The organism is Achromobacter sp. (assembly GCF_057314935.1).
This window is the reverse complement of sequence record NZ_DBHKZA010000034.1, coordinates 1-14,669: the sequence shown is the minus strand read 5'-3', so window position 1 is coordinate 14,669 and position 14,669 is coordinate 1. Positions and strand designations below refer to the sequence as shown.

The following is a 14,669-nucleotide window of genomic DNA, read 5'->3' as shown; positions in this document are numbered from 1 at the left end:
GCCAAGAAAGAAGAAGGGCCGGCATCAGGAGCCGCCGCCGACGACAGCCACCGTGGCGCCGTCGGTCACGCGCTGCATGCCCGCCACCACCAGCTTGTCGCCCGCCGCCACGCCCGTCAGGATTTCGACGCGGCCTTCACGGCGTTCGCCGATGGTCACTTCGCGCCGTTCCGCGCGACCGTCCTTGATCCGGTAAACGTACTGCGTTTCGCCCGAGGGCGACAACGCGGCTTCCGGGGCCACCAGGGCCTTGTCCTGATTGAACAGCAGCTGCACGCGGGCGAACATGCCCGGCCGCAGCACCGCGTCCTTGTTGGCGACGGTGGCGCGCAGCAGGATGGACCGGCCGCCCGCGTCCACCAGCGGGCTGACGGCATAGACCAGCCCCTGGCGTTCCTGGCCCGGCAGCGCATCCAGGCGCAACGTCAGCTGCTGGCCGACGCCCACTTTGCTCAGATACATTTCCGGCACGCGGAAATCCACTTTCAGAGGGTCGATGGCCTCAAGCGGGGCGAGGTCCTGCCCCTGGTTGACGTAGTCGCCCACGGACACGCTGCGCAACCCCACGATGCCGCCGAACGGGGCCGTGATGGTCATCTTGTCCAGCCGGGCCTGCGCCAGCGCCACCGCGGCTTCCTGGACCTTGAGCGTGCTGGCGGATTCGTCGCGTGCCTGCTGGCTGACGAAACCCTTGCCCTGCAATTCCACGGCGCGGCGGTAGTGGCTTTGCGCCAAGGTCAGGTTGGCGCGAGCCTGCGCCAGTTCGGCGCGCGGCACGGAATCGTCCAGCCGGATCAGCGTCTGGCCGCGCGTGACGGGCTGGCCTTCCTTGAATTCGATCGCCTGGATGCGTCCGGCGACTTCCGGCCGCAACACGACGGACTCGTCGGACCGCAGGCTGCCCACGGCCGACAGGCCGCGCGCGAACGGGATTTCCTGGACGGCCGCCACCTCGACGCGCACGGGACTGGCCGGCGCGACCTGCGGCTTGGTGACGGTCTGGGTGGTCGTGGCGCCGGGCGCGAGCCAGCGCGGCACGAAAACACCAAGTGCGGCCCCCGCGGCCAACCCGGCCGCGACGGCGGCCAGCAGTACAGCTTTTTTCATGCGCGAATGTGGCAGTGGTGCGGCGCGGACCGTATCCCCACATGGCCGAACGCCGCAGGAACTGGAATGGGGAAGGCACTGTAGCACCCGAATTTACATACTGGAACAATCCAGAAGCCGGATGAAAGAACTAAATCCGCCCCAAACGGCGGAATTCAGGGTATATCCCGATGCCTTCAGCCCCGCTTGGCCGCTTCCACGCCCATATTGGCCAGTTGGTCGGCCCGCTCGTTGCCCGGATCGCCGGCATGCCCGCGGACCCAGCGCCACGACACCTGGTGCCGCTGGACCTGCTCGTCCAGGGCCTGCCAGAGCTCGACGTTCTTGACGGGCTTCTTGTCGGCCGTCATCCAGCCGCGGCGCTTCCAGTTCGCCAGCCACTCGGTCATGCCCTTCATCACGTACTGCGAGTCCGTGTGGATGGTGACGACGCAGGCGCGCTTGAGCGCGCGCAGGCCTTCGATGACCGCCAGCAGCTCCATGCGGTTGTTGGTGGTCTGGAGTTCTCCGCCGTGCATGGTCTTTTCGTGGCCGCCCGCGCGCATCAGCACGCCCCAGCCCCCCGGACCCGGATTGCCCTTGCAGGCGCCATCGGTCCACATTTCCACTTTCTGATCGTTCGGTTTGTTGTCCTGCATGGTGCTGCTTGGTAATCCTTGTTCGTGCAAAAAATAGGCGGACGCGGGCCGTTCAGGACGGGTCGAAGCCGTCGTCGGCCTGGCGGTTGACCACCACGGAGGCGGCGCGCGCGCGCTTGGGCTTGGTTTTCCAGGCAGGGCCGATGATACGCATGCCGGCCACCCGCTTGACCGCCGACACCATATAGACCGCCCCGCCCAGGCTCCACCAGCGGGCGCCGGCCGATTCCAGGAAGCCCCAGCGCTGCAGCCATTTCTCGCTGCGGCAGGCGGGCGCATAGCAGCCGAAATGGCTGGCTTCCACTTCCAGCGACAGCAGCTTGAACCAGTCTTTCAGACGCGGCAGCGACACCTGGGAAGACGGCGGCTGCGGCAGCCAGGGCTCCATGCCGGGCATGCGCGTGCGCGCGCCCCACATGCTCCAGGGGTTGAAGCCCGAAATCACGACCCGCCCTTCCGGCACCAGCACGCGTTCGACCTCGCGCAGGACGTTATGCGGGTCCTGCGTGCATTCGAAGGCATGTGGCAGGATCAGCAGGTCGACGCTCTGGGTTTCGAACGGCAGCGCTTCGGGTTCGGCCAGCACCACGCGGGACTGCCAGCCGGCGATGCTTTCCGCAGAAGGGGTCTCGGTGCCGACATAGCCTTTGAAGGGCATGCGGTTGGCCCGCAGCAGGTTCATGTCGGCCAACCCGACCTGCCAGGCGTAATATCCGAACACGTCCGCGACAGCCGCGTCGAACTGGGCCCGTTCCCAGGCCAGCGCGTACTGCCCCGGTGGCGTCTGGAACCATTCGGCCAGTTCTACAATCGGCGGAGTATCTTCTGCCACGTTTTTTTCCTTCGAATCTCATGCAAGCCTTGACCGCCCCCGCAGGCGGCCGCGAACGCAATGCCGCGGTCTTGCCTCTACCCGCCTTTACCGACAACTACATCTGGGCCATCGTCTACGGCGACAACGCCGCCGTGGTGGATCCCGGCCAAGCCGGTCCCGTGCTGCAATGGCTCGAGCAGGAAGGCTTGAGGCTGCGCGCCATTCTACTCACGCACCATCACGGCGACCATGTAGGCGGTGTTCTCGAATTGTCCCGCATCGCGGACATTACCGTATACGGTCCGGCGCGGGAACGGCTGCCGCGCTGCGACGTGCCGCTGACCGAAGGCGATCGCGTCGCGTTACCCGAACTGGACCTGGATCTGCGCGTGCTGGACGTGCCCGGCCACACCGCCGGCCACATCGCGTACACGGGCCGGGCGGCAGGAATGGAACCCGTGCTGTTCTGCGGAGACACCCTGTTTGCGGGAGGCTGTGGCCGGCTTTTCGAGGGCACTCCTACGCAAATGCATGATTCCTTAGGAAAATTTTCTGTTTTACCGCCAGATACACAGGTTTTTTGCGCGCACGAGTACACTCTAGCGAACTTGCGCTGGGCATTGGCTGTGGAACCCGCCAATCGCACCCTGCAACAGTGGTATCAGCGAGCCCAGCAACTACGAGCAGAAGGTCTTCCCACGCTTCCGTCGACAATCGGTCAGGAACGCGCGACGAACCCGTTTTTGCGTACGCAGCAAGTCGACGTCGTCCGTGCAGCAGCCAGCTGGGCCGGACGCAACCAACCTACGCCGGTAGAGGTCTTTGCCTCCCTGCGTGAATGGAAGAACGATTTCAAGTGACCGCCTGATGAATCTATCCCGACTCCTTCTGCCACTCATGCTGGCAGTCCTCGCCGGTTGCGCAGGAACCAAAGCCCCCGATAGCAAGAACCTCACCACCAATTCCCAAGGGCGATACATCGCCCGGGACACGTCCCGAACGGTTGACCTGACCAACCCGCCGTCCGACGCCTGGGACCGCATCCGCCGCGGTTTCGCCATCCCCAACCTGAACACCGACCTCTCGCAGCAGTGGACCGACTATTACGCGTCCCACCCCGAGGCGGTGCAGCGCATGGCCGAGCGCGCCGGCAAGTATCTGTATTTCATCGTCGACGAAATCAACCGCCGCGGCCTGCCGACCGAACTGGCGCTGTTGCCGTTCGTGGAAAGCGCCTACAACCCCACCGCCCTGTCGCGCTCGCAGGCTTCGGGCCTGTGGCAGTTCGTGCCGGCAACCGGCACGCACTTCAACCTGAAGCAGGACTGGTGGCGCGACGAGCGCCGCGACCCCATCGCCTCGACCAACGCGGCCCTGGACTACCTGGAAAAGCTGTTCGAGATGCAGGGCGACTGGTATCTGGCGCTGGCCTCCTACAACTGGGGTGAAGGCTCGGTGCAGCGCGCCATGGCCAAGAACGAAGCGGCCGGCCAGAACACCGATTACCTGTCCCTGAACATGCCGGACGAAACCCGCAACTACGTGCCCAAGTTGCAGGCCATCAAGAACATCATCGCCGACCCGCAGCGCTATGCGGTGGCGCTGCCCCCGGTGGGCAACACTCCCTACTTCGTGACGGTCCAGAAGAACAGCGACATCGACCTGGAAATCGCCGCCAAGCTGGCCGAAATGCCGCTGGACGAATTCAAGGCGCTGAACCCGTCGTTCAACCGCCCGGTCATCCGCGGCGACCACGGCCCGACCCTGCTGCTGCCGGCCGACCGCGTCGAGATCTTCAATGCGAACCTGACCAACTACAAGGGCGACCTGAGCGCCTGGAAGGTCTACCACTCGCGCCGCGGCGAATCCTATGCCGCGATCGCCAAGCGTTTCGGCGTGACCGAGTCCAAGCTGCGCGAGACCAACGACATCGGCTCGCGCCAGAAGTCGGCCTCCGGCCAGGCCCTGCTGGTGCCCGGAGAACCCGGCACGGGCGGCGTGCAGCTGGCGTCCCTGGCTGCGCCCGTCGGCGCGCTGGATCCGGCCCCGTCCGACAACAAGGCTGCCGCCCCGCGTGGCCGCGCCGCGCCGGCGCCCGCTGCCCGCGTGGCCAGCGCCCGCCCCAACGTGCGCACGCACAAGGTGCGCCAGGGCGACACGCTGTTCTCGCTGGCCAAGCAGTACGGCACGTCGGTCGACGCGCTGCGCGCGCTGAACAACCTGAAGGGCAGCGCCCTGAAAGTGGGCGCGCCGATCCGCGTGCCGGGCACCAACGCCCGCGGCTGATCCCCGCGCCTGACACGACAGCACGGCGCCCCCTCGGGCGCCGTTTTTTCAAGCACGCGAAACCGCCAAACTCCTTAAAATAGGCGGTCTTCAGCAGGTAAGAATCAAAGGAAAAAACATGGGCTTTCTCGCCGGCAAGCGCATTCTCGTCACCGGGGTGCTTTCGAACCGATCCATCGCCTACGGCATTGCGCGCGCCTGTCACCAGCAAGGCGCCGAACTGGCGTTCACGTATGTGGGCGACCGCTTCAAAGACCGCGTGAGCGAATTCGCCGCCGAATTCGGCAGCAAGATCGTGCTGCCGTGCGACGTGGCCGAAGACAGCCAGATCGACGGCGCCTTCACCGAGCTGGCCCAGCACTGGGACGGCCTGGACGGCCTGGTGCACTCCATCGGCTTCGCGCCGCGCGAAGCGATCGCCGGCAACTTCCTGGACGGCCTGTCGCGCGAAGGCTTTCGCATCGCCCACGACATCTCGGCCTACAGCTTCGCCGCCATGGCCAAGGCCGCGCTGCCGCTGATGGAAGGCCGCAATGCGTCGGTGCTGACGCTGACCTACCTGGGCGCCGAACGCGTCGTGCCCAACTACAACACGATGGGCCTGGCCAAGGCCTCGCTGGAAGCCAGCGTGCGCTACCTGGCCACGGCGCTGGGCCCGCGCGGCATCCGCGCCAACGGCATTTCGGCCGGCCCCATCAAGACCCTGGCCGCCAGCGGCATCAAGGACTTCTCGGCCATTCTGAAGTTCGTGGAAGCCCAGGCCCCGCTGCGCCGCAACGTCACCATCGACGACGTGGGCAACGTGGCCGCGTTCATGCTGTCGGACCTGGCTGCCGGCGTCACCGGCGAAATCACGCATGTGGACGCCGGTTTCTCGACCGTCGTCCCGGGCATGGAAGACTGACGTGCCCAAGGGGCGGGGCAACCCGCCCCGCCCGGCCGGCTGCTCAGGCCGGCCGCACCACCAGCGTGGACACCTGCACGTCCACCGCCGTCATCAGCTTGTGGATCGGGCACTTCTCGGCCACCGCCAGCAACTCGTCGATCTGGGCGTCGGACAGCTCGCCGTGCAAGGTCAGCTTGGCCGTCAGCCGATAGATGCCCTTGCGTTCCTCACTGGCGTCGCGCACCACCTCCACCCCCACCGATTCCAGCGGCAGTTCCTTGCGCTGCGCGTAGACCATCAGGGTCATTGCCTTGCAGCCGCCCAGCGCGGTATCGAAATAGTCGTGCGGATCAGGGCCCTCGCCCTGCGGCTGCGGCATCGCCAGCGGCAAGTCATGGCCTTCGGCCGTGGCGGTGAACTGCAACGTGTTCGGCGCATTCTGTCGGACGCGGATACTCATGGGTCGGATCTCCTGAGGGACGGGCGTCCGGCGCGGACGCCCATGCCACCTTGTAGCACTTGCTGCGGCATCTGCTTACTGACGGAAACCTGAACTTATTGCAGTGCGTCCGGTCGGATATCCCTATCCGCATACCCGCACAGACAAAAGAGGGCCACATGAGCGCCAGACAACTTCTTGATCAATTGCTGCAATCGGGCCAAGGCCTGCTTTCCGACGCGACCAACCGCGTGCAGGGCGCAACGGGCGGCTCCGCCGGCAAGGGGTCGTTCCTGACCGGATTGGGCGGCGGCGCGCTGGGCGCGGGCGCGCTCGGGCTGCTGATGGGCAGCAAGAAGGCTCGCAAGATCGGCGGCAAGGTCGCCATGTACGGCGGCATGGCGGCGCTTGGCGCACTGGCCTACCGCGCCTATGGCGATTGGCAGCGCAACCAGGCCGGCGGCGCGCCGGCCACGCCGCCGCAGACGCTGGACCGCCTGCCCGCCCCCGAGGCCGAGCAGCACAGCACCGCCGTCCTGACCGCCATGATCGGCGCGGCCAAGTCCGACGGGCACATCGGGCCCGAAGAGCGCACCCTGCTGGAAACCGAACTGGCGAAGCTGTCTTCGGACGCGCAGGACCGCCGCTGGCTGGAAACCGAACTGTCGCGTCCGCTGGACCCGGCCGCCGTTGCGCAATCGGCCAAGACGCCGGAGATGGCCGCCGAGATGTACCTGGCCAGCCTGCTCGTCGTGGACGAGGAAAGCTATATGGAACGCGCCTACCTGGATGAGCTGGCGCGCCAGCTCAAGCTTGCCCCGGGCCTGAAAGAACAGCTGGAGCAGCACGCCAAGACCGCCGTCGCGTAAGCGGCATGGCCTGGGGGCCACATCCAGGCCCCGCCCCTCTGCCGGATCAGTCCGCCCGCAACCCGATCGATTCGGTCAATGCCGTGTAGCGGTCGATGTCGGCATTGATCATCGTCTGGAATTCGCGCGGCGTGCTGCTGGCCGGCGTGAATCCCTGGTCGCGCAGCGACGCCTGCACCGCTGGATCGCGCACGATCTTCGCCACGGCGGCGTTCAGCTTGTCGACCACCGCTGGCGGCGTGGCGGCCGGCGTCAGCAGGCCGTGCCACTGGTCCAGCGCGTAGCCGGCGACGCCCTGCTCGGCCACCGTCGGCACGGTCGGCATCAGGGGAGACCGCGCGGGCGAGGTCACCGCCAAGGCTCGCAGCTTGCCCGCGGCGATCAACGGCGCGGCGCTGGACGCCGTCACGATGCCCATGCCCACCTGCCCCGCCGTCACGTCGGTCAACGCCGGCCCGCATCCCTTGTACGGCACATGCTGCAATACCGCGCCTGTCGCGCGCGCCAGCATTTCGCCTGCCAGATGCTGCGGCGTCCCGTTGCCGCAAGAGGCGAACGGCAGGGGCTTGCCCGGCTGGGCCGCGGCCAGCGCGTCGTCCACCTTCAGCAACGGCGACGTTGCCGGCACGACGAAGACGGACGGCACGAATGCCACGTTGATCACCGCCGTGAAGTCCCGCTTCGGCGCGAAGCCCAGATTCCGGTAGACCCCGGGGTTGATCGCGAACGAGCTGTTCACCATCAACAGGGTGTAGCCGTCGGGCGGCGCTTCCGCGACGATACGCGCGCCGATGTTGCCGCTGGCGCCGGGGCGGTTCTCCACCACCACCGGCTGACCCAGTTGCTCCTGCAGGCTGGCGCCGATGCGTCGCGCCAGCAGGTCGGTGCCCCCGCCGGGCGGGAACGTGACGACGATGGTGATCGGGTGCGCGGGATAGGACGCGTCGCCTGCGGCTTCGCCCGAAGGCGAATTGCCGCAAGCCGCCAGCGACAGCGCAAGCAGCGGAAGGGTCGATCGAAGCATACGTTTCATGATGCGGGCCTGTAAGCGCCGCGGCCGCGCCAGCCGGCGCGCCGTGTCGTAAGAAGCCGGCCGAGGCCGGCGGAAGGAATCAGGCGTCCAGCCCGATATCCAGGACCTTGGCGCTGTGGGTCAGCCAACCGACGGCGATCTGGTCGACGCCCGTCGCCGCCACCTCGGCGGCCGTCTCGGGGGTGATGCGGCCCGACGCTTCCGTGATGGCGCGGCCGCGCGCCATGGCGACGGCGCGGCGCAGGTCCTCCAGGCTCATGTTGTCCAGCAGCACCACGTCCACGCCCAACGACAGCGCCACTTCCAGCTGCGCCAGGGTGTCCACTTCCAATTCGATCTTGACCATATGGCCGACGCCGGCACGCGCGCGCTGCACGGCCGTGGCCACATCGCCCGCGAGCGCGATGTGGTTGTCCTTGATCAGGACCGCGTCATCCAGGCCGAAACGGTGGTTGCTGCCGCCGCCCACGCGCACCGCGTACTTCTGCACGGCGCGCAGGCCCGGCATGGTCTTGCGCGTGCAGGTGACACGGGCGCCGTACGCCGAGATGGCGCGGGCAATGGAGGCGGTGGCCGTGGCCACGCCGCTCAGGTGGCACAGGAAATTCAGCGCCACGCGTTCCGCGGTCAGCATCGCGCGGGCGTTGCCGCGAATCCGGGCGATCTCCATGCCCGGCCGCAGGTCGCTGCCGTCGGGCTGCGACACGGTGAACGCGATGGACGGATCCATCGCGCGAAACGCCAGTCGGGCCACGTCGAGTCCGGCCAGCACGCCTTCCTGGCGCGAGACCAAACGCGTTTCCGCAACGGCGTCCGCCGGCACGATGGCATCGGTGGTGAGGTCGCCGGCGCGGCCCAGGTCTTCCAGCAAGGCCGCGCGCACCAGCGGCTCCAGCATGACGTCCGGCAAGGGGGGGACAGCCAGGCGGGAGGCGGTCACGGGCGCTTCGGCTTTAATGCTCATTTTGAGTATTTGTGAGTTAAAAAAAGGCGCGCAGAGATTGCGCACCACTTATGCTAAAGACGAGCATAAGCCTTGTCAAGCGTCAAAGCGCTCGCGACAAGGGCAATTTGCTGCCGGCGATCGCGCGCTCCAGCAGCACGTCGCGGCGGAATCGGAACAGCTTGGCGGGCCGGCCCGCCGTGCCCGTCGCCATCTCGCCCGTCTCTTCCACCAGCGCCTGCTGCTCGATCAGGCGGCGGAAATTCTGTTTGTGCAGGCCCCGCCCGGCCAGCGCTTCCACGGCCAGTTGCAGCTGCAGCAAGGTGAATTGCGCGGGCATCAGTTCGAACACCACCGGGCGGTACTTGATCTTGGCCCGCAAGCGGGCGATGCCGGTGGCCAGGATGCGGCGGTGGTCATGACGCATCGGCTCGCCCGGCAACACCGCGCGGCCGGCGCCGCGGCGCGCGGCTTCGGGCACCAGGCCCGCTTCGAACAGCAGTTCGTAGCGCTGCAGCACCATGTCTTCGTTCCAGGCGGATCCTTCCAGCCCGAAGGTGATGGCGGCGCGCTGATGGCGGCGGGCCCGCAGGGCCGCATCGGCGCTGTCTGCGCACCAGGCCGCCAGTTGCGGCACGATCTGTTCTTCGACCAGCGCCGGCGTGCCGGCGCGGCGATCTTCCCAAGGGAAATAGCGGTACCAGTCCTGCCAGCCCACCTGCGCCACGCCGGTTTCACCGGCTTCGCGGGTCAGGCCCAGGTAGCTGACCGACATGACTCGCGCGCCCGACTCGTCGGAGCGGTCGCCGTCGGCGAAGGTGTAGAGCTGCTCGACATAGCCCAGCGGGTGATGCGTCTGCGTTTCCACCCACGCGCGCAATCCGGCCTGCAAGGACCGGTGAGACAGTTCGAACGGCCCGGCAGGCAAAGCCCGCGCGTCGTCCGTCGTCAGCACGCGAGGCTCGCCGTTGGTCACGGCGACAAGCACGGCAACGAGTTCGGCATGGACGGAGCGTTCGACGGATTCGGTCAAGTTGGGCGTAGGAGCAGGAAGTGGAAAAGTCAGGGTTTGGCGTGCGCGAACGCGGCACGTGCGGCGCGAAGCGAATTATAAGGTTCCGTCCCTGCAACAGCCCCTTGCAAACGTGACATCGCAATCCGCCTCAGCGCCGGTCCGACGGCCTAAGATGAAACGTGAATCAGGCGCGTCGCCATCCTGGGACGCCCGCAAGCGGAGTCGCCAACATGTTGAAACCCGCCCCCGAAGTCCCCGCCGACAAGCCGGCCGTCGCTGAGGAAAAACCGCAGGCCCCCGATCCCCGCAAAGGCACGGGCATCATGCCCATGCCGGACCAGAGCAAGATGGTCGCCGGCATGCCCCGGCGCGGACGCGCCATCGAAGAACCCGGCGACCCAGGCGTCATCACGCCCGAAGACGACGTGCTGGACACCTCTTACGAGAACCGCAAAGGCTAGGGCCCGCCCCCCGTTCATCCAGCCGGCCTCGGCGCCTGGGCGCCAGGGCTGGTTCCTTCGTCCAGCGCGGCGAAATGCGCTTCCAAAACCTGGACAAACGCCTCGGTCACGTCCGACGGCGCGATCTGCGCGGGATACGCCATGCTGACCTGCACCGGCAGCCGCGGCGTGAACGGCCGTATCGCCAGTTGACTTGAGAACACCCGCGCAATGTAAGCGTTGACCACGCCCACGCCGGTGCCGGCGGCGGCCAGCGCGCAGATGGTCGACGAGTAGGTCGTTTCGATTTCCCCCTGCGCCTGCACGGCGCGTGCGCGCATGGCGCCGCGCAATTGCTGGTGCACGTCGTCGTCCGCATTCAGCACCAGCAGTCGGCGCGCATTCAAGTCAGCGATGTCTACCGATTCCTGCCTCGCCAGCGCGTGGTCGGGCCGCATGACGCACACCGCCGAACTGCGGTGCAACCGGCGCAGCGACAGGTTCGCGTCGTCCAGTTCCGCCGTGGTGATGACGACGTCATAAGTGCCGTGCAGCAGGCCTTCGCGCAGGTACTGGCTGCCCACGGTCTGCATGTTGATGTGCACATCGGGATACTGCTGCAGAAAGGATTCCAGCGCAGCGGGCATCACGCCCAGGCCCAGCGCCGGCGTGCAGGCCAGCCGCAGCACGCCGGTGCCGCTGCGGCGCATCGCCGCCACGCGGTCCTCGATCCGCTCCAGCCCTGCGAAGTGGCGCTTGACCGTATCGAACAAGTCCTTCGCCTCACGCGTGGGACGCAAGCGCCCCCGCTCCAGATCGAACAGTTTCACGCCGCAGGCCTGCTGAGCCTGCCCCAATAGGCGGCTGACGGACGGCTGCGTGGTGTGCAGCATCTGCGCGGCGCCCGTTGTCGTGCCCGTCAGCATCACGGCGCGGAAGGCTTCTATCTGGCGAAAGTTCAGGGGCCGGCTCATAGGCGCTCAATGTATAGCAATCTTGCATAGCCTATGACTAAAAAAGAATTTTTTCAAATACTTGGCCACTCCTACACTCGGTTTTCCAAGGGCGCCATCAGACGCGCCCGTCACCGCATCAACCGATAGGGGAAAAACCCATGAGTCCATACCGTCCCTGGCGCCGCGCGCTGCGCGCCTTGTGCCTGACGCTCGCGGGCGCGGCGCTGCCGCTTGCCGTCCAGGCGCAAGCCAACTATCCCGACCGCCCGCTGCGCATCGTGGTGCCCTTCACCGCCGGCGGCAGCTCCGACATCCAGGGCCGTCTCTTGGCCGAGCACCTGGGCAAGCTGTACGGGCAGTCGGTCGTCGTGGAAAACCGCCCGGGCGCAGGCGGCCACATCGGCGGCAAGTTCGTGGCGGACTCCGGGCCGGACGGCTACACCCTCCTTCTGGGCTCCATCGGACTGCACGCCACCTATGGCGTGTACAAGTCGCTGAACTACCGGCCCGCCCAGGACCTGAAGCTGATCACCATCGTGGCCGAAATGCCGCACGTCGTGGTTGCCACGCCGGGGTTGCCGGCCAACACGCTGGCCGAACTCACCGCCCTGGCCCGTGCCAAGCCCGAATCGGTCCACTTCGGCTCGGCCGGGGTGGGTTCGTCGGTGCACATGGTGGGCGAGCTCTACAAAATGGCCGCGCAAGCGCCCATCGTGCACATTCCGTATCGCGGCAGCTCCGCCGCCACCAACGACCTGTTGGGCGGGCAGATCGAACTGCTCTTCGAGAACGTGCCCACCACCATCGGCTACATCCAGGCCAACAAGCTCAAAGCCCTGGCGATCACGGGCGCCACCCGTTCGCCCGCCCTGCCCGACGTGCCCACCGCCGCGGAAGCGGGGCTGCCTGGCCTGACGGTCACCTCCTGGACCACGCTGGCGGCCGGCCGCGACGTGCCGGACGCGCTGATCGAAAAGATCAGCGCCGACCTGCGCCGCGTGTATGCCGATCCGGCATTCCGAGCGGGGCTGGAGAAGCTGGGCATGACGCCGGTGGGCAACAGCCCCGCCGAGGCCCGCGCGTTCGTCGAGCGCGAACGCGCCCGCTGGAACAAGGTCATCGAAACCGAACACATCACCGCCGGCTGACGCCGGGGCGCGGCGGCCCGCCGCCGCGCGCCTTCCCACCCCGAGCACCGCCCCATTTTCCCGAATACTCCATGAACCGCATGATCGCCACGCCCATCGCGTGCCGCCGCCTGGGCGCGCGCCCGCACCACCACTTCTTCGGCTACTACAACAAGACCGTCTGGCACCGCGACGGCCGCTACGTGCTGGGCAACCGCACGCCGATGATGGACGCGGTGCTGACGCCGGCGCTGCGCGCCGAGGTCGGCTACTTCGACCGTCACGACGGCGACCGCTATCACCCGGTGGGCGCCACGACCGCCTGGAACTGGCAGATGGGCTGCCAACTGCAATGGCTGGACGGCGCGGCCTCGCCCCAGTTGATCTACAACTGCCGCAGCGACGACGGCAGCGGCTTCTATCCCGGCTTGCGCTCGGCGATCCACGACGTGGCCACCGGCCAAACGCGCTATCTGCCGCTGCCCATCTACGTCGCGGCGCCAAACAGCCGCTACGCGCTGTGCGTGGACTACCGCAGGCTCTACATCACCCATCAGACCATCGGCTATAGCGACAACGCGCCCGTCAAGGTCGCCCGCGCACCGGCCGACGACGGCATCCACACGCTGGATCTGGAGTCGGGCGCGCACCGGCTGCTGGTCAGCTACGCCGACCTGCGCAACTTCCACCCGCGTGCCTCGATGGAACGCGCCATCCACTGGGTCAGCCACATCGAAGTGAACCCGTCGTCGTCGCGCATCCTGTTCCTGCATCGCTGGACCGAGCGCGTGGAAGACGAGACCTGCTTCCTGCACCGCCTGATCACCATGAACGCGGACGGCAGCGACATGCGCCTGCTTGAGTGTTCCGACCACCCGCTGCCGCAGCTGGCCGACGACTTCGACCCCACCGCCGTGGGCACTTTCGATTACGAGAAATCCGAATACCAGATTTCCCATCCGCTCTGGCGCGACGACCATTCCATCATCGTGTGGGGTCCGCATGCCGGCAGCATCCACTACCACCTGTATGAGGACGCGCCGGGCGGCCGCGTGCAGGTCGTGGGCGAAGGCGTGCTGACGGAAAACGGGCATATGAGCTTTTCGCCCGTCGACCCGCGCTGGCTGTTGAGCGACACGTACCCGGATGCCGCCACGCACGAACGCATCCTGTTCATCTACGACATGCAGACCGGCCGGCGCCACGCGCTGGGCAGCTTCTACGCCGACCCGGGCCTGTCCAAGGAGAATCGCTGCGACCTGCATCCGCGATGGAGCCGCGACGGCACGCAGGTATGCATCGATTCCGTGCACGAAGGCGAACGGCAGATGTACGTGCTGGACGTCGCCGCCATCGTGCAGGCAGCGGACTAGCCCTCCTGCGCGACTTGGCGCAAGGCCTGCTCGAACGCCTCGGGCGGCTGACCGCCCGACACCAGATACTGGCCGTTGATGATCACCGACGGCACCGACGTGATGCCGAGCTTGCGCCATTCCTCTTCTTCGGCGCGCACCTCGTCGGCGTAGCGGCCGCTGGCCAGCACCTCGCGCGCGGCGGCCTCGTCCAGCCCCGCGTCGCGTGCAGCTTGCGCCAGCACGTCCGCATCGCTGGTGTCGTGGTTCAGGTAGTGATAGGTCTGCAGCAGGCTCTTCTTCAGCGCAATCTGTTGCGCCTGGCCTTGCAGGCCGGCCCAATGGATCAGGCGATGCGCATCGAAGGTATTGAAGGAGCGGTTGTCGTCGCCCATGCGCATCGGCATGCCGACGGCGGCCGCCCGTTCGCTGATGACCTTGCGGTTCGCCTGCACGCGCTCACGGTCATACCCGTACTTCGCCATCAGGCGCTCGATGGTGTTCTGCCCGCCGGCGGGCATGTCGGGGTTCAATTCAAACGGCCTGAAATGCAACGCGACCTCGGCCGTGCCTTCCAGCCGGCGCATGGCTTCCAGCAGTCCGCCCAGGCCTACCGCGCACCAGGGGCAGGCAACGTCGGACACGAAATCGATGGTGATCTTGGCCATGGCCTTCTCCGGAATGCCGACGGACGCAGCAGCGCGCCGCAGCCGTCAGCAACATGATGGTTGATATTCCAGAGAGTAAATCAAACCAGGCGCGCG

At 67.0% G+C, this 14,669-nt stretch carries 16 protein-coding genes; 7 read left to right on the top strand and 9 right to left on the bottom strand.

Translation table 11 applies throughout. The annotated features are described in order from the left end of the window. Positions 1-24 precede the first annotated feature (24 nt). The 3 genes from ACO6D5_RS14450 to ACO6D5_RS14440 form a co-directional block, all read right to left on the bottom strand. On the bottom strand, positions 25-1,107 hold the full coding sequence (locus ACO6D5_RS14450; RefSeq protein WP_315527825.1) for an efflux RND transporter periplasmic adaptor subunit: 1,083 nt from the start codon (positions 1,105-1,107) through the stop codon (positions 25-27). 176 nt (positions 1,108-1,283) lie between these two features. Continuing rightward, the gene (gene rnhA / locus ACO6D5_RS14445) at positions 1,284-1,745 is read right to left on the bottom strand and encodes a ribonuclease HI (protein WP_006225940.1); all 462 of its coding nucleotides are present in this window, start codon (positions 1,743-1,745) and stop codon (positions 1,284-1,286) included. A gap of 52 nt (positions 1,746-1,797) precedes the next feature. Further along, positions 1,798-2,577, bottom strand: a complete 780-nt coding sequence (locus tag ACO6D5_RS14440; protein WP_169273992.1) for a class I SAM-dependent methyltransferase — start codon at positions 2,575-2,577, stop codon at positions 1,798-1,800. Positions 2,578-2,597: 20 nt separating this feature from the next. Here ACO6D5_RS14440 and gloB point away from each other — a divergent pair, with 20 nt between their 5' ends. The 3 genes from gloB to fabI all read left to right on the top strand — a co-directional run bounded on the left by gloB (position 2,598) and on the right by fabI (position 5,749). Continuing rightward, the gene (gloB, locus tag ACO6D5_RS14435) at positions 2,598-3,419 is read left to right on the top strand and encodes a hydroxyacylglutathione hydrolase (protein WP_315527830.1); all 822 of its coding nucleotides are present in this window, start codon (positions 2,598-2,600) and stop codon (positions 3,417-3,419) included. 7 nt (positions 3,420-3,426) lie between these two features. Beyond that, positions 3,427-4,845 carry a transglycosylase SLT domain-containing protein gene (locus ACO6D5_RS14430; protein ID WP_035213646.1) on the top strand — a complete coding sequence of 473 codons (1,419 nt, stop codon included), beginning with the start codon at positions 3,427-3,429 and terminating at the stop codon, positions 4,843-4,845. Between the two features lie 118 nt (positions 4,846-4,963). Continuing rightward, positions 4,964-5,749 (top strand): enoyl-ACP reductase FabI, encoded by a 786-nt coding sequence (gene fabI, locus ACO6D5_RS14425; protein ID WP_485825767.1) that lies wholly within the window; start codon positions 4,964-4,966, stop codon positions 5,747-5,749. Between the two features lie 43 nt (positions 5,750-5,792). Here fabI and ACO6D5_RS14420 read toward each other — a convergent pair whose 3' ends face one another. Further along, a complete protein-coding gene (locus ACO6D5_RS14420) occupies positions 5,793-6,191 on the bottom strand; it encodes an OsmC family protein (RefSeq protein ID WP_315527839.1) in 399 nt (132 codons plus the stop codon). 158 nt (positions 6,192-6,349) lie between these two features. Between ACO6D5_RS14420 and ACO6D5_RS14415 the strand changes: the two genes are divergently transcribed. Further along, complete coding sequence (locus ACO6D5_RS14415; protein ID WP_315527841.1) at positions 6,350-7,039, top strand: DUF533 domain-containing protein; 690 nt, start codon at positions 6,350-6,352, stop codon at positions 7,037-7,039. A gap of 46 nt (positions 7,040-7,085) precedes the next feature. Here the strand turns inward: ACO6D5_RS14415 and ACO6D5_RS14410 are convergent, their stop codons facing one another. The 3 genes from ACO6D5_RS14410 to ACO6D5_RS14400 all read right to left on the bottom strand — a co-directional run bounded on the left by ACO6D5_RS14410 (position 7,086) and on the right by ACO6D5_RS14400 (position 10,048). Next, positions 7,086-8,072 (bottom strand): tripartite tricarboxylate transporter substrate binding protein, encoded by a 987-nt coding sequence (locus ACO6D5_RS14410; protein WP_485825766.1) that lies wholly within the window; start codon positions 8,070-8,072, stop codon positions 7,086-7,088. Positions 8,073-8,151: 79 nt separating this feature from the next. After that, the gene (gene nadC, locus ACO6D5_RS14405) at positions 8,152-9,036 is read right to left on the bottom strand and encodes a carboxylating nicotinate-nucleotide diphosphorylase (RefSeq protein ID WP_315527844.1); all 885 of its coding nucleotides are present in this window, start codon (positions 9,034-9,036) and stop codon (positions 8,152-8,154) included. Between the two features lie 82 nt (positions 9,037-9,118). Next, positions 9,119-10,048 (bottom strand): NUDIX hydrolase, encoded by a 930-nt coding sequence (locus ACO6D5_RS14400; protein ID WP_485825765.1) that lies wholly within the window; start codon positions 10,046-10,048, stop codon positions 9,119-9,121. A gap of 212 nt (positions 10,049-10,260) precedes the next feature. Here ACO6D5_RS14400 and ACO6D5_RS14395 point away from each other — a divergent pair, with 212 nt between their 5' ends. Continuing rightward, complete coding sequence (locus ACO6D5_RS14395) at positions 10,261-10,491, top strand: hypothetical protein (protein WP_485825764.1); 231 nt, start codon at positions 10,261-10,263, stop codon at positions 10,489-10,491. Between the two features lie 14 nt (positions 10,492-10,505). Here ACO6D5_RS14395 and ACO6D5_RS14390 read toward each other — a convergent pair whose 3' ends face one another. Further along, positions 10,506-11,444 (bottom strand): LysR substrate-binding domain-containing protein, encoded by a 939-nt coding sequence (locus tag ACO6D5_RS14390; RefSeq protein WP_315527847.1) that lies wholly within the window; start codon positions 11,442-11,444, stop codon positions 10,506-10,508. 140 nt (positions 11,445-11,584) lie between these two features. Between ACO6D5_RS14390 and ACO6D5_RS14385 the strand changes: the two genes are divergently transcribed. Both ACO6D5_RS14385 and ACO6D5_RS14380 read left to right on the top strand, forming a co-directional pair. Continuing rightward, positions 11,585-12,574 carry a tripartite tricarboxylate transporter substrate-binding protein gene (locus tag ACO6D5_RS14385; protein WP_315527849.1) on the top strand — a complete coding sequence of 330 codons (990 nt, stop codon included), beginning with the start codon at positions 11,585-11,587 and terminating at the stop codon, positions 12,572-12,574. 71 nt (positions 12,575-12,645) lie between these two features. Further along, entirely contained in the window at positions 12,646-13,926 is a 1,281-nt protein-coding gene (locus tag ACO6D5_RS14380; RefSeq protein ID WP_485825763.1) for a hypothetical protein, read from the top strand. Here ACO6D5_RS14380 and ACO6D5_RS14375 read toward each other — a convergent pair. Then, complete coding sequence (locus ACO6D5_RS14375) at positions 13,923-14,573, bottom strand: DsbA family oxidoreductase (RefSeq protein ID WP_485825762.1); 651 nt, start codon at positions 14,571-14,573, stop codon at positions 13,923-13,925. The genes ACO6D5_RS14380 and ACO6D5_RS14375 overlap by 4 nt on opposite strands. Between the last annotated feature and the right edge of the window lie 96 nt (positions 14,574-14,669).

Excerpts from the sequence above, each read along its gene's own strand:
- ACO6D5_RS14450 (WP_315527825.1), bottom strand. The coding sequence starts at position 1,107 with ATGAAAAAAGCTGTACTGCTGGCCGCCGTCGCGGCCGGGTTGGCCGCG.
- rnhA (WP_006225940.1), bottom strand. The coding sequence starts at position 1,745 with ATGCAGGACAACAAACCGAACGATCAGAAAGTGGAAATGTGGACCGAT.
- gloB (WP_315527830.1), top strand. The coding sequence starts at position 2,598 with ATGCAAGCCTTGACCGCCCCCGCAGGCGGCCGCGAACGCAATGCCGCG.
- ACO6D5_RS14430 (WP_035213646.1), top strand. The coding sequence starts at position 3,427 with ATGAATCTATCCCGACTCCTTCTGCCACTCATGCTGGCAGTCCTCGCC.
- fabI (WP_485825767.1), top strand. The coding sequence starts at position 4,964 with ATGGGCTTTCTCGCCGGCAAGCGCATTCTCGTCACCGGGGTGCTTTCG.
- ACO6D5_RS14420 (WP_315527839.1), bottom strand. The coding sequence starts at position 6,191 with ATGAGTATCCGCGTCCGACAGAATGCGCCGAACACGTTGCAGTTCACC.
- ACO6D5_RS14415 (WP_315527841.1), top strand. The coding sequence starts at position 6,350 with ATGAGCGCCAGACAACTTCTTGATCAATTGCTGCAATCGGGCCAAGGC.
- ACO6D5_RS14410 (WP_485825766.1), bottom strand. The coding sequence starts at position 8,072 with ATGAAACGTATGCTTCGATCGACCCTTCCGCTGCTTGCGCTGTCGCTG.
- nadC (WP_315527844.1), bottom strand. The coding sequence starts at position 9,036 with ATGAGCATTAAAGCCGAAGCGCCCGTGACCGCCTCCCGCCTGGCTGTC.
- ACO6D5_RS14395 (WP_485825764.1), top strand. The coding sequence starts at position 10,261 with ATGTTGAAACCCGCCCCCGAAGTCCCCGCCGACAAGCCGGCCGTCGCT.
- ACO6D5_RS14390 (WP_315527847.1), bottom strand. The coding sequence starts at position 11,444 with ATGAGCCGGCCCCTGAACTTTCGCCAGATAGAAGCCTTCCGCGCCGTG.
- ACO6D5_RS14385 (WP_315527849.1), top strand. The coding sequence starts at position 11,585 with ATGAGTCCATACCGTCCCTGGCGCCGCGCGCTGCGCGCCTTGTGCCTG.
- ACO6D5_RS14380 (WP_485825763.1), top strand. The coding sequence starts at position 12,646 with ATGAACCGCATGATCGCCACGCCCATCGCGTGCCGCCGCCTGGGCGCG.
- ACO6D5_RS14375 (WP_485825762.1), bottom strand. The coding sequence starts at position 14,573 with ATGGCCAAGATCACCATCGATTTCGTGTCCGACGTTGCCTGCCCCTGG.